The following is a 13,388-nucleotide window of genomic DNA, read 5'->3' on the forward strand; positions in this document are numbered from 1 at the left end:
GAATATAAGACCTTGGGTCTTATAAACAGAACGTTCCCTGTCTTGTTTAGTTTTGAAGGATCATTCCTTCGAAACGTGTTCTTTGAAAACTAGATAACAGTAGACATCACATTCAATTAGTAACACAAGATATCACATAGTGATTCTTTTTAACGGTTAAGTTAGAAAGGGCGCACGGTGGATGCCTTGGCACTAGGAGCCGATGAAGGACGGGACGAACACCGATATGCTTCGGGGAGCTGTAAGCAAGCTTTGATCCGGAGATTTCCGAATGGGGAAACCCACCACTCGTAATGGAGTGGTATCCATATCTGAATTCATAGGATATGAGAAGGCAGACCCGGGGAACTGAAACATCTAAGTACCCGGAGGAAGAGAAAGCAAATGCGATTCCCTGAGTAGCGGCGAGCGAAACGGGATTAGCCCAAACCAAGAGGCTTGCCTCTTGGGGTTGTAGGACACTCTGTACGGAGTTACAAAAGAACGAGGTAGATGAAGAGGTCTGGAAAGGCCCGCCATAGGAGGTAACAGCCCTGTAGTCAAAACTTCGTTCTCTCCTGAGTGGATCCTGAGTACGGCGGAACACGTGAAATTCCGTCGGAATCCGGGAGGACCATCTCCCAAGGCTAAATACTCCCTAGTGACCGATAGTGAACCAGTACCGTGAGGGAAAGGTGAAAAGCACCCCGGAAGGGGAGTGAAAGAGATCCTGAAACCGTGTGCCTACAAGTAGTCAGAGCCCGTTAACGGGTGATGGCGTGCCTTTTGTAGAATGAACCGGCGAGTTACGATCCCGTGCAAGGTTAAGCAGAAGATGCGGAGCCGCAGCGAAAGCGAGTCTGAATAGGGCGCATGAGTACGTGGTCGTAGACCCGAAACCAGGTGATCTACCCATGTCCAGGGTGAAGTTCAGGTAACACTGAATGGAGGCCCGAACCCACGCACGTTGAAAAGTGCGGGGATGAGGTGTGGGTAGGGGTGAAATGCCAATCGAACCTGGAGATAGCTGGTTCTCTCCGAAATAGCTTTAGGGCTAGCCTCAAGGTAAGAGTCTTGGAGGTAGAGCACTGATTGGACTAGGGGCCCCTACCGGGTTACCGAATTCAGTCAAACTCCGAATGCCAATGACTTATCCTTGGGAGTCAGACTGCGAGTGATAAGATCCGTAGTCGAAAGGGAAACAGCCCAGACCGCCAGCTAAGGTCCCAAAGTATACGTTAAGTGGAAAAGGATGTGGAGTTGCTTAGACAACCAGGATGTTGGCTTAGAAGCAGCCACCATTTAAAGAGTGCGTAATAGCTCACTGGTCGAGTGACTCTGCGCCGAAAATGTACCGGGGCTAAACGTATCACCGAAGCTGCGGACTGTTCTTCGAACAGTGGTAGGAGAGCGTTCTAAGGGCTGTGAAGCCAGACCGGAAGGACTGGTGGAGCGCTTAGAAGTGAGAATGCCGGTATGAGTAGCGAAAGAGGGGTGAGAATCCCCTCCACCGAATGCCTAAGGTTTCCTGAGGAAGGCTCGTCCGCTCAGGGTTAGTCGGGACCTAAGCCGAGGCCGAAAGGCGTAGGCGATGGACAACAGGTTGATATTCCTGTACCACCTCCTCACCATTTGAGCAATGGGGGGACGCAGGAGGATAGGGTAAGCGCGGTATTGGATATCCGCGTCCAAGCAGTTAGGCTGGGAAATAGGCAAATCCGTTTCCCATAAGGCTGAGCTGTGATGGCGAGCGAAATATAGTAGCGAAGTTCCTGATTCCACACTGCCAAGAAAAGCCTCTAGCGAGGTGAGAGGTGCCCGTACCGCAAACCGACACAGGTAGGCGAGGAGAGAATCCTAAGGTGATCGAGAGAACTCTCGTTAAGGAACTCGGCAAAATGACCCCGTAACTTCGGGAGAAGGGGTGCTCTGTTAGGGTGCAAGCCCGAGAGAGCCGCAGTGAATAGGCCCAGGCGACTGTTTAGCAAAAACACAGGTCTCTGCGAAGCCGTAAGGCGAAGTATAGGGGCTGACGCCTGCCCGGTGCTGGAAGGTTAAGAGGAGCGCTTAGCGTAAGCGAAGGTGCGAATTGAAGCCCCAGTAAACGGCGGCCGTAACTATAACGGTCCTAAGGTAGCGAAATTCCTTGTCGGGTAAGTTCCGACCCGCACGAAAGGCGCAACGATCTGGGCACTGTCTCAACGAGAGACTCGGTGAAATTATAGTACCTGTGAAGATGCAGGTTACCCGCGACAGGACGGAAAGACCCCGTGGAGCTTTACTGCAGCCTGATATTGAATGTTGGTACAGCTTGTACAGGATAGGTAGGAGCCTTGGAAACCGGAGCGCCAGCTTCGGTGGAGGCATCGGTGGGATACTACCCTGGCTGTATTGACCTTCTAACCCGCCGCCCTTATCGGGCGGGGAGACAGTGTCAGGTGGGCAGTTTGACTGGGGCGGTCGCCTCCTAAAAGGTAACGGAGGCGCCCAAAGGTTCCCTCAGAATGGTTGGAAATCATTCGCAGAGTGTAAAGGCACAAGGGAGCTTGACTGCGAGACCTACAAGTCGAGCAGGGACGAAAGTCGGGCTTAGTGATCCGGTGGTTCCGCATGGAAGGGCCATCGCTCAACGGATAAAAGCTACCCCGGGGATAACAGGCTTATCTCCCCCAAGAGTCCACATCGACGGGGAGGTTTGGCACCTCGATGTCGGCTCATCGCATCCTGGGGCTGTAGTCGGTCCCAAGGGTTGGGCTGTTCGCCCATTAAAGCGGTACGCGAGCTGGGTTCAGAACGTCGTGAGACAGTTCGGTCCCTATCCGTCGCGGGCGCAGGAAATTTGAGAGGAGCTGTCCTTAGTACGAGAGGACCGGGATGGACGCACCGCTGGTGTACCAGTTGTTCTGCCAAGGGCATCGCTGGGTAGCTATGTGCGGACGGGATAAGTGCTGAAAGCATCTAAGCATGAAGCCCCCCTCAAGATGAGATTTCCCATTCCGCAAGGAAGTAAGATCCCTGAAAGATGATCAGGTTGATAGGTCTGAGGTGGAAGTGTGGCGACACATGGAGCTGACAGATACTAATCGATCGAGGACTTAACCATATTTTTGAATGATGTCGCACCTGTTATCTAGTTTTGAGAGAACACTCTCAATTTGTTTGGTGGCGATAGCGAAGAGGTCACACCCGTTCCCATACCGAACACGGAAGTTAAGCTCTTCAGCGCCGATGGTAGTCGGGGGTTTCCCCCTGTGAGAGTAGGACGCCGCCAAGCATTACTTTTATCATCGCGGGGTGGAGCAGTTCGGTAGCTCGTCGGGCTCATAACCCGAAGGTCGCAGGTTCAAATCCTGCCCCCGCAACCAAATATATGATTAAATAAGGAGTGCCCTAAGGGTACAACTAAAATAATCTTATACAAATATGGTCCGGTAGTTCAGTTGGTTAGAATGCCTGCCTGTCACGCAGGAGGTCGCGGGTTCGAGTCCCGTCCGGACCGCCATTAATGTAAACGAAACGATCATGTTTTCGTTTTTTTTGTGTTTTCTTTTACTGTATCTTCTGCTTGGTGTCATAGCCAAGCTTTCTTTATATCGGGAACATCTTGGATATTCCAGCAAAATTCGATAAACTAGGAAGAGCACATATAGGCATAAGCAGGGTTGAAAGGAGATTTTGGTTCATGGATGAATTTGATTTGATACATAGCATTACTCCGCGGACCATTCACCATTCTTCCGTTGATGTAGGAATAGGTGATGATGCAGCGCTCTACACTGCGAAACACGGCGTTCAGGAAATTGTTTGTGTTGATACTATGGTAGAAGACGTGCACTTCAAATTACACTATTCCTCACCTGAAGATATCGGGTATAAGGCGTTAGCCGTTAATATAAGTGATATTGCCGCGATGGGAGGCATTCCGAAATTTTATTTGGTATCACTTGCGGTACCTTCAAAATGGACGGCATCCGAAATCAAGGCGATGTATGAAGGAATGAATGAACTGGCGAAACTATATCAGATGGATCTGATTGGCGGCGATACAGTTTCTACCGCTGACAAATTAGTCGTTACAGTCACTGTGATCGGTGAAATTGAAAAGGGACAGGCCTGTTTGCGCAGCTTGGCAAAACCGGATGATATTGTGTTTGTAACCGGTGAAATCGGTTCTTCTGCAGCAGGGCTTTCTTTATTGCTGGAAGAGACTAATCCTCAAAACTCATCTGTGGAAACGGATTACTTTATCCATAGGCATAAACGGCCTGAGCCAAGAGTAAGCGTCGGCAGATTATGCTCGTGTTTTAAACGGGCAGCTTTAAATGATGTTAGTGACGGATTGGCTAGTGAACTGAACGAGATTGCAGAAGCCAGCTGTGTTTCAATTGAAATTGATGAAAGCATGCTTCCAATTCATTCTGATTTACCTAAGCTTCATCCTAACTGGAAAGAATGGGCTTTGTTTGGCGGTGAGGATTTTGAGCTGACAGGGACGGTTTCAAAAGAGGAGTGGGAAGTGTTGAAGCAGCAGTGCGCAGCACGTCAACTTCCCATTACAAAGATTGGCCATGTCAGGGAAAAAACAAAATCTAAAGTGATCCTAAAAACAGATCAAACATCAATGATCTTAGAGAAAAAGGGATATAATCATTTTAAATAAGACGGGTGACTCGTGTGAAGCAATTAAAATGGAGAACTGTAAATCCAGAAGAAACAAAAGCAATTGCCAAGCTTGCGGCAGCGTTTGCTAAACCGGGAGACGTCCTGACATTAGAGGGCGATTTAGGTGCAGGAAAAACGACTTTTACGAAAGGTTTTGCAGAAGGGCTGGGAATTACACGTGTTGTAAACAGTCCGACTTTTACAATTATAAAAGAATATAACGATGGCGTACTTCCTCTTTATCACATGGATGTGTATAGAATGGAAGATGAAAGTGAAGATTTGGGACTTGATGAATATTTTCACGGACAAGGTGTCTGTCTCGTTGAATGGGCTCATTTAATTGAAGAACAGCTGCCGCAGGAGCGACTGCAAATTGTCATCAAAAGAGCTGGTGATGATGAGCGGGAAATTACCTTTACTGCTGTCGGGAATCGGTATGAAATGCTTTGTGAGGAGTTAAGTAGACATGACAATATTAGCAATTGATACATCAAATTATACATTGGGCATTGCGCTGCTTCGAGAAGACACTGTTATAGCAGAGTACATTACATATTTGAAAAAGAACCACTCTGTAAGAGCGATGCCTGCTGTTCATTCATTGCTGAATGATTGTGATATGGCACCGCAGGACCTTTCTAAAATTGTCGTTGCAAAAGGCCCTGGTTCATACACAGGAGTAAGAATAGGTGTGACGTTGGCCAAAACACTTGCCTGGTCTTTAGACATTCCAATAAGTGCTGTATCAAGTCTTGAGACGCTTGCGGCAAATGGCCGGCATTTTGACGGTCTGATCAGCCCAATCTTTGATGCTAGACGGGGACAGGTGTACACAGGTCTGTATCAATATAAAAATGGGCTTTTAGAGCAAGTTGTTCCAGATCAAAATGTGATGCTGGCAGATTGGCTGGAGATGCTAAAAGAAAAGGACCGCCCTGTTTTGTTTTTAGGCCATGATACTTCTCTTCACAAGCAGATGATCGAGGATGTGCTTGGAACAAAAGGGTTCATTGGAACTGCCGCCCAGCATAACCCGCGTCCTTCAGAATTGGCTTTTCTCGGGAAGGAAAAGGAAGCAGCTGATGTTCATGGGCTTGTCCCGGATTACTTGCGGCTGGCAGAAGCTGAAGCGAAATGGATTGAAAGTCAAAAGTAGGGTGATAGGATGAAAACAAAAGCAGCGGTCAGAAATATGCGGCTTGAAGATATAGATCACGTATACGAAATCGAAGCATCCTCCTTTACGTCTCCTTGGACGAAGGATTCGTTTTATCATGAGCTGCTGGAAAATCCGTATGCTCATTATCTCGTGATTGAAAAGGACGGCCATCTTGCTGGGTATTGCGGGATTTGGATTGTGATGGACGATGCCCAAATTACAAATATAGCGATAAAACCAGAGTATCGCGGCCAGTCTTTAGGAGAAACGCTTTTTCGCTCAGCTGTTGAACTGTGCAAAGAAAAAGACGCAAGGCGGCTTTCGCTTGAAGTGAGGGTTTCGAATCATCCTGCTCAAGGCTTATATAAGAAATTCGGGATGCAGCCCGGCGGAATAAGAAAGAACTATTATACTGATAACGGGGAAGATGCGTTAATTATGTGGGTGACGATAAATGAGTGAGCAAAAAGACATGTACGTATTAGGAATTGAAACAAGCTGTGATGAGACTGCTGCAGCTATTGTGAAAAACGGGAAAGAGATCATTTCAAACGTAGTAGCCTCTCAAATTGAAAGCCATAAGCGCTTCGGAGGCGTTGTTCCGGAAATTGCTTCAAGACATCATGTTGAACAAATCACTTTGGTTATAGAAGAGGCGTTTCGCAAAGCTGGCATGACGTATAGTGATATTGATGCGATTGCAGTAACAGAAGGTCCGGGACTGGTGGGGGCGCTTCTTATTGGAGTGAATGCCGCTAAAGCATTGAGCTTTGCACATAACATTCCGTTAGTAGGCGTTCATCATATAGCCGGTCATATATACGCGAACCGTCTTGTAGAAGACATCGTGTTCCCGGCACTGGCATTGGTCGTTTCAGGAGGCCATACAGAACTGGTTTATATGAAGGAACATGGATCATTTGAAGTCATTGGGGAAACCCTTGATGATGCGGCAGGAGAAGCTTACGACAAAGTGGCGCGGACGATGGGATTGCCATATCCGGGTGGACCGCAAATTGACAAGCTAGCTGAAAAAGGGAAAGACAATATTCCGCTTCCTCGCGCATGGCTTGAAGAAGGCTCTTACAACTTCAGCTTTAGCGGGTTGAAGTCTGCAGTGATCAATACGCTTCATAATGCATCCCAAAAAGGGCAAGAGATTGCTCCGGAAGATTTGTCTGCCAGCTTCCAAAATAGTGTGATCGATGTCTTGGTAACCAAAACGGCGCGCGCGGCAAAGGAATATGATGTCAAACAGGTCCTTTTAGCCGGAGGAGTAGCTGCAAACAGAGGCCTCAGAGCTGCATTAGAAAAGGAATTTGCCCAGCATGAAGGGATTACGCTTGTCATTCCTCCATTAGCTTTATGCACGGATAATGCTGCGATGATTGCTGCTGCTGGTACAATTGCTTTTGAAAAAGGAATTCGCGGTGCATATGATATGAATGGCCAGCCCGGCCTTGAATTGACTTCTTATAAAAGTCTCACGAGATAATAGCGTGAGACTTTTTATATGTTTGTTATTAACAGATAATTCACAATTTATCCACATGTCTGTGAGTAATTATAGAGATATAGATGGATAAAGGGCTGAAGTCGCTGTTAATAAAGTGGATAAATTCAGAATATTTTGTGGATATTGTGTATAAAGCGCTTACTTTGTTTTGCTTATTAGGGTATGTTCTGTGGATAAAAAGCACCTCTAAAAAGAGGTGCTTGACTTTTTTAATCTTCTTCTGTGGATAGTTCTTCCCATTCGGACAAAAGAGATTCCAGCTCCTGATTGAGCTTCTCATTGTCTGCATGGATAGCTTGTACTTTTTCATGATCCTGATAGACTTCAGGGTCACATAGCAATTCATCATTGCGGCTGATGTTTTCTTCAATGGTTTGAACAGTGGTTTCAATTTCTTCAATCCGACGGAGTCGTTGGCGCTCTTTCTTTTTCCATTCTTTTTCTTCCTCGTAGGAACGTTTGGAGTCAGACTTCACTGTAGCTGGCGTTTTTTCAGTTTCCTCTTGTTGATTTATTTTCTCCAATTCAAGCTGCTCTGTTTTTTTCTCTGTATAATAATCGTAATCTCCCAGATACTCCTCTATATGGCTTGAAGAAAGCTCCAATACTCTTGTGGCGATTCTGTTAATAAAATATCTGTCATGTGAGACAAATAACAGTGTGCCTGGATAATCAATCAGCGCGTTTTCGAGAACTTCTTTGCTGTCTAAATCCAGATGGTTAGTCGGTTCATCAAGGATGAGAAAGTTGGCTTTTTGAAGCATCAGCTTAGCTAGAGCCAATCTTGCTTTTTCGCCTCCGCTCAGTGAATGAACTGGTTTCAGCACATCATCTCCGGAGAATAAGAAATTTCCGAGACACGTTCTGATTTCTTTTTCTGGGAGCCCGGGGTACTCGTCCCACAGCTCATCAAGGACACGTTTAGAGGAAGTCAGCTCAGCCTGTTCCTGATCATAATAGCCGACACTGACATTTGAGCCGTATGAGATCGTTCCTTGATCTGGTTTTAGGGTGTCTATCAATGTTTTCAGCAATGTTGATTTACCAATTCCGTTAGGGCCGACAAGCGCGGCGCTTTCTCCTCTTGTCAGCATGAATGACACTTCTGTTAAAAGCGGCGGCTGGTTTTCATAGCTGATTGTGAGATCCTGAACACGGAGGACTTCATTTCCGCTCTGTTTTGTAATATCAAAATGAAAGTTTGCGGATTTTTCATCGCCAAGCGGTTTTGACATGACTTCCATTCGCTCCAGTTGCTTTCTGCGGCTTTGCGCCCTTTTGGTGGTAGAGGCTCTCGCCAGATTTCGGTCTACGAAGTCCTGCAGCTTTGCAATTTCGTCCTGCTGCTTTTCATACATTTTCAGATCTTTTTCATACTGCGCGGCTTTTTGGTCGAGATAAGCGCTGTAGTTGCCGTGATACTTTTTGCTTTCTGCTCTTGATACCTCGTATACCTGGTTTACTACTTTGTCCAAAAAGTAGCGGTCATGCGAAACGATGAGAATGGCGCCTGAATAGCCTTGCAAATAATGCTCAAGCCAGGTAAGCGTATCAATATCCAGATGGTTTGTCGGCTCATCGAGAATGAGCAAATCAGGCTGTGTTAACAGAAGCTTACCTAAAGCCAGTCTTGTTTTCTGGCCTCCGCTGAGGCTTTGAACCTGTGTAGAATCGTCAAAATGGCTGAAGCCGAGACCATGCAGCACAGATCTTACATCCGCTTCATATTGATAGCCGCCTTTATCTTTGAATTCCTGCTGAAGGCGGTCGTAGGTTTTCATGATGCTTTCTAATTCACCCGGGTCAGCTGCCGCCATTTTTTCTTCCATAGCCCGCATTTCCTTTTCCATTGCTTTTAAGTGGTCAAAAACAGTCAGCAGCTCTTCTTTTATGGTAAGCTTAGAATCCAAGCCAGTATGCTGGGCGAGATATCCCATTGTAATATCTTTCGGTTTAATAATTTCGCCCTTTTCATACGAAAGCTGGCCTGCGATAATTTTAAGGAGCGTGGATTTTCCGGCGCCATTTCTTCCTACAATGGCGATGCGATCACGATTTCTGACTTCCAGCTTTATATTGTTTAAAATAGTATCAGCACCAAACGATTTGGACAGCTGATTAATTTGTAAGATCATCATATTATTTCACCTCTGCTATAATAAGTTAAGTGTAGCTTATGAACCAGAAGTCAGCAAACAATACATTGGCCATATAAGACATAGAGAAGAAAATAGTGTATGATCTGTTTAAGGAGCGTTTTAATATGAATGGATTTTCTCATTTTAATGAACAGGGCAGAGCCCAGATGGTGGATATCAGCGAAAAATCTTCGACTGTCCGTACTGCGGCGGCTGTTTCAAGCGTACACATGAAGAATGAGGTGTACGAGAAAATACAAAGTCACGATATCGGCAAAGGAGATGTACTGGCTGTCGCGCAGGTGGCAGGCATTATGGCCGCAAAGCAAACGTCGAATATCATTCCGATGTGCCACCCGCTTTCACTGAGCGGGGTAGATATATCGTTTGACTGGAAAATAAAAGAAGCAGAAGTTATACTTCATATAAAAGCACAGGTCAAAACGAAAGGGAGTACAGGTGTGGAAATGGAAGCGCTCACTTCTGCATCGGTGTGCGCTCTTACCGTTTACGATATGTGCAAGGCCCTTGATAAGGGGATGGTCATCGGCCCTACTTTCTTGCTGGAGAAGACAGGCGGGAAAAACGGTGACTTTAAAAGAGAACTATCCGAGTATAATTTGGAGGACCAAAAATGAATAAGGATCAATCAAAAATTCCGCAGGCGACGGCGAAACGGCTGCCGCTTTACTATCGCTTTTTAAAGAATCTGCATGCGTCAGGAAAACAGCGTGTATCATCCGCTGAACTCAGTGATGCCGTAAAGGTTGATTCTGCCACGATTCGGAGGGATTTTTCCTATTTTGGAGCTCTTGGCAAAAAAGGATACGGATATAATGTGGATTATTTGCTGTCTTTTTTCCGAAAAACGCTTGATCAGGATGAGATGACAGACGTCATCTTGATTGGTGTCGGGAACTTGGGAACGGCATTTCTTCACTATAATTTCACAAAAAATAATAACACAAAAATTTCTATGGCTTTTGATATAAATGAGAGTAAAATAGGAACTGAGGTAGGCGGCGTGCCCGTCTATAACCTTGATGACCTTGAACAACACGTAAAAGATGAATCAGTTGCCATTCTTACAGTGCCAGCAGTTGCCGCTCAATCCATTACAGACAGATTGGTCGCATTAGGAATCAAGGGAATCCTTAATTTTACGCCGGCCCGTTTGAATGTGCCGGAACACATTCGAATTCATCATATAGATTTAGCAGTTGAGCTTCAGTCACTGGTTTATTTTTTGAAGCATTATTCAGTTTTAGAGGAAATCGAATAGAGGGAAAGGAGGAGCCCAAATATGCCGATCGGTCCTGGAAGCCTTGCTGTTATCGCAATCGTTGCTCTGATTATCTTCGGTCCCAAAAAGCTGCCTGAATTGGGGAAAGCAGCGGGAGACACACTTCGTGAATTCAAAAACGCTACTAAAGGATTAACGAGTGATGAAGAGGAAAAAAAGAAAGAAGATCAGTAAGTTAGGATGACACGAATGAAAGTGAATCAAATGTCGCTGCTGGAGCATATTGCTGAGCTTCGAAAACGGTTGCTGATTGTAGCGCTGGCGTTTGTCGTTTTCTTTATTGCTGGATTTTTTTTAGCAAAGCCGATTATTGTGTACCTGCAAGAAACAGATGAAGCGAAGCAGCTTACGCTTAACGCGTTTAACCTGACAGACCCGCTTTATGTGTTTATGCAATTTGCATTTATCATCGGCATAGTCTTGACCTCGCCGGTTATTCTTTATCAGCTTTGGGCTTTTGTGAGCCCGGGCCTCTATGAGAAAGAGCGCAAAGTAACGCTCAGCTACATTCCGATCTCTATTTTGCTGTTTTTAGCGGGCTTATCTTTTTCATATTATATTTTATTTCCTTTTGTTGTTGATTTTATGAAGCGAATTTCTCAGGACTTGAATGTCAATCAGGTGATCGGAATTAATGAATATTTTCATTTTCTTCTGCAGCTGACGATTCCGTTTGGACTGCTGTTCCAAATGCCGGTCATCCTCATGTTTTTGACCAGGCTCGGAATTGTGACACCGATGTTCTTGGCGAAAATCAGAAAGTATGCGTATTTTACGCTGCTGGTGATCGCAGCCCTGATTACACCGCCTGAGCTTCTGTCCCATATGATGGTCACAGTCCCGCTTTTGATTTTATATGAAATCAGTATCCTTATATCGAAGGCCGCTTATCGGAAAGCACAGAAAAGCAGTGCAGCCGATCGGGACGTGTCTTCTGGGCAATAATAAAAAATCCATTTCTCATGCGAGAAATGGATTCAGCGTGTTGACAAACCCCCGCATTCGTTGTCAAGCCTGTGCGTTGGTGCTCACGAATGAAAACATTCGCTCCGCTCCAATGCTCGCCTTTCCTAGACTTCAAGGGTTTTCAATCACGCTGAAAATGACAAAATCCTAAAACGAAAGCCGTTTTAGGATTTAATTTAAATCCATTTCTCATTCAGAAATGGATTTTCTTTATTTCTGGTTCTTTTTGATTTTAAATGAAAAGGCGAACATCTTAAAGGAAATGCTGATGTTGTAAGCGGCGAACACCATCAGCAGGATGGAGTAAAATGACCACATGCTGCCTGGCGAGCTTGCGGCAAGATAAGTAAAGATGCACCCTACGGCAAAGTAGATCATTCCCCAAACTACCGGGTTTCTCATAAAAATAATCCTCCAATAATCAATTGCATTTGTGTGCTCTGCTGTTCAAGGTAATTCCGAACAGGCTCAAGCTGCATGATGACGACGAATGTATTCATCATTAAATGGGCGAAAATCGGCACCCATATCCGTTTTGTTCTCGCATATAAAAAGGCAAAGGTGAAGCCCATTGCTGTATATAAAAGAAGATGCTTCAAATCAGCGTGAACAATACCGAAAATAACCGAGCTGATCAGTCCTGCGAAAAAGAAATTCGTTTTTTCGTACAGTGCGCCGAAAATGATTTTTCTGAAGATGATTTCTTCTAATATAGGCCCGACGATGGAAGAAACGATAATCATGAGCGGGACTGCCTGAATGACATCCAGAATCGCTTGTGTATTTTCTGATTCTCTTCCGATGCCAAAAACATAATATTCAATAGAGCCTGCTATTCCTTGAGAGAAAAGGGCAATGAAAAAACCGGCTATCGCCCAAAGGATAGAAAGTCCGATTGAGTCCTTCTGTCCGTTTCGCAGCGTTTCTTTCGGAACGGTTCTCAGAATGAGCAGAACAACAACGAGACAGGCGATAAAGCTGATAACGGACCATAATCCTTGTGCATGCAGCATATTTTCATCTGTAGGCTGTCCTCCGGCATAACCGAATTTAAATAACAAGGGAATCGCGATTAATGCGGAAAACTGCATGATGATATATGTCAAAATAATAAACCAATACTGTTTTCTCAAATGGTATGTACTCCTTTGTTAAGTGGGTTTCGTTCATCTACAGCTATTGTAACATAATCGGAACTGGGGTGAAAAAGCTAACGGATACGGGAGCTGAAAAGAATCATGTAAGCGTGAAAAATTTTTTATCTTATCACTTGAAATTGGAAGGGAGATTCTTTATTATAAGAATTGTGTTAGCACTCTTTAGTGCTGAGTGCTAAAATTACATATTCATACTATTGAGGAGGTTATTACATTGTTAAAGCCATTAGGTGATCGCGTTGTCATTGAACTCGTAGAATCTGAAGAAAAAACTGCCAGCGGAATTGTGTTGCCGGATTCTGCAAAAGAAAAACCGCAAGAAGGCAAAATCGTGGCAGCTGGTTCAGGTCGCGTGTTAGAAAGCGGAGAGCGCGTTGCTTTAGAAGTAAAAGAGGGCGACCGCATTATCTTCTCAAAATACGCAGGTACTGAAGTGAAATACGAAGGTACTGAATACTTAATCTTACGTGAAAGCGACATTTTAGCTGTTATTGGCTAATTCTTA

The 13,388-nt window shown here is 45.1% G+C and carries 13 protein-coding genes, 2 tRNA genes and 2 rRNA genes; 14 read left to right on the forward strand and 3 right to left on the reverse strand.

What is annotated here, in order from left to right; translation table 11 throughout:
- Positions 1-154 precede the first annotated feature (154 nt).
- The 9 genes from NSU05_RS03215 to tsaD all read left to right on the forward strand — a co-directional run bounded on the left by NSU05_RS03215 (position 155) and on the right by tsaD (position 7,298).
- A 23S ribosomal RNA gene (locus NSU05_RS03215) occupies positions 155-3,082 on the forward strand.
- 55 nt (positions 3,083-3,137) lie between these two features.
- Positions 3,138-3,253, forward strand: a 5S ribosomal RNA gene (rrf, locus tag NSU05_RS03220).
- A 14-nt stretch (positions 3,254-3,267) separates the two neighbouring features.
- A tRNA-Met gene (locus NSU05_RS03225) sits at positions 3,268-3,344 on the forward strand.
- Between the two features lie 60 nt (positions 3,345-3,404).
- Positions 3,405-3,481 (forward strand) — tRNA-Asp (locus tag NSU05_RS03230).
- 180 nt (positions 3,482-3,661) lie between these two features.
- Complete coding sequence (gene thiL, locus NSU05_RS03235) at positions 3,662-4,639, forward strand: thiamine-phosphate kinase (protein ID WP_038428441.1); 978 nt, start codon at positions 3,662-3,664, stop codon at positions 4,637-4,639.
- Positions 4,640-4,653: 14 nt separating this feature from the next.
- Positions 4,654-5,130: a tRNA (adenosine(37)-N6)-threonylcarbamoyltransferase complex ATPase subunit type 1 TsaE gene (tsaE, locus tag NSU05_RS03240; RefSeq protein ID WP_015382920.1), complete on the forward strand. Its 477-nt coding sequence runs from the start codon at positions 4,654-4,656 to the stop codon at positions 5,128-5,130.
- Positions 5,111-5,800 (forward strand): tRNA (adenosine(37)-N6)-threonylcarbamoyltransferase complex dimerization subunit type 1 TsaB, encoded by a 690-nt coding sequence (tsaB, locus tag NSU05_RS03245; RefSeq protein ID WP_003234078.1) that lies wholly within the window; start codon positions 5,111-5,113, stop codon positions 5,798-5,800. The genes tsaE and tsaB overlap by 20 nt, the downstream gene beginning before the upstream one ends.
- Before the next feature lie 9 nt (positions 5,801-5,809).
- The gene (gene rimI / locus NSU05_RS03250) at positions 5,810-6,265 is read left to right on the forward strand and encodes a ribosomal protein S18-alanine N-acetyltransferase (RefSeq protein ID WP_003243019.1); all 456 of its coding nucleotides are present in this window, start codon (positions 5,810-5,812) and stop codon (positions 6,263-6,265) included.
- Entirely contained in the window at positions 6,258-7,298 is a 1,041-nt protein-coding gene (gene tsaD, locus NSU05_RS03255; protein WP_038428442.1) for a tRNA (adenosine(37)-N6)-threonylcarbamoyltransferase complex transferase subunit TsaD, read from the forward strand. The genes rimI and tsaD overlap by 8 nt, the downstream gene beginning before the upstream one ends.
- Positions 7,299-7,528: 230 nt before the next feature.
- Here tsaD and abc-f read toward each other — a convergent pair whose 3' ends face one another.
- Positions 7,529-9,457 (reverse strand): ABC-F type ribosomal protection protein, encoded by a 1,929-nt coding sequence (abc-f, locus tag NSU05_RS03260; protein WP_015482882.1) that lies wholly within the window; start codon positions 9,455-9,457, stop codon positions 7,529-7,531.
- A 125-nt stretch (positions 9,458-9,582) separates the two neighbouring features.
- Between abc-f and moaC the strand changes: the two genes are divergently transcribed.
- Genes moaC through tatC form a run of 4 tightly spaced genes read left to right on the forward strand, consistent with a single transcriptional unit; the run spans position 9,583 to position 11,705 of the window.
- Entirely contained in the window at positions 9,583-10,095 is a 513-nt protein-coding gene (gene moaC, locus NSU05_RS03265) for a cyclic pyranopterin monophosphate synthase MoaC (RefSeq protein WP_003243499.1), read from the forward strand.
- Complete coding sequence (locus tag NSU05_RS03270) at positions 10,092-10,739, forward strand: redox-sensing transcriptional repressor Rex (protein WP_003234073.1); 648 nt, start codon at positions 10,092-10,094, stop codon at positions 10,737-10,739. Before moaC ends, NSU05_RS03270 begins: the two co-directional genes overlap by 4 nt.
- Before the next feature lie 21 nt (positions 10,740-10,760).
- On the forward strand, positions 10,761-10,934 hold the full coding sequence (gene tatAY, locus NSU05_RS03275) for a sec-independent protein translocase protein TatAY (RefSeq protein WP_003234072.1): 174 nt from the start codon (positions 10,761-10,763) through the stop codon (positions 10,932-10,934).
- A 6-nt stretch (positions 10,935-10,940) separates the two neighbouring features.
- A complete protein-coding gene (gene tatC, locus NSU05_RS03280; RefSeq protein ID WP_072174264.1) occupies positions 10,941-11,705 on the forward strand; it encodes a twin-arginine translocase subunit TatC in 765 nt (254 codons plus the stop codon).
- A 231-nt stretch (positions 11,706-11,936) separates the two neighbouring features.
- Here tatC and NSU05_RS03285 read toward each other — a convergent pair whose 3' ends face one another.
- Both NSU05_RS03285 and NSU05_RS03290 read right to left on the reverse strand, forming a co-directional pair.
- A complete protein-coding gene (locus NSU05_RS03285) occupies positions 11,937-12,128 on the reverse strand; it encodes a YdiK family protein (protein ID WP_003225680.1) in 192 nt (63 codons plus the stop codon).
- Entirely contained in the window at positions 12,125-12,859 is a 735-nt protein-coding gene (locus NSU05_RS03290) for a type II CAAX endopeptidase family protein (protein WP_003234069.1), read from the reverse strand. Before NSU05_RS03290 ends, NSU05_RS03285 begins: the two co-directional genes overlap by 4 nt.
- Positions 12,860-13,097: 238 nt before the next feature.
- Here NSU05_RS03290 and groES point away from each other — a divergent pair, with 238 nt between their 5' ends.
- Positions 13,098-13,382 (forward strand): co-chaperone GroES, encoded by a 285-nt coding sequence (groES, locus tag NSU05_RS03295; RefSeq protein WP_003155970.1) that lies wholly within the window; start codon positions 13,098-13,100, stop codon positions 13,380-13,382.
- The last annotated feature ends 6 nt before the right edge of the window (positions 13,383-13,388 follow it).

Origin of the sequence: Bacillus sp. EU52, from assembly GCF_037964975.1 — a bacterium.
Classification (GTDB): Bacteria; Bacillota; Bacilli; order Bacillales; family Bacillaceae; genus Bacillus; species Bacillus subtilis.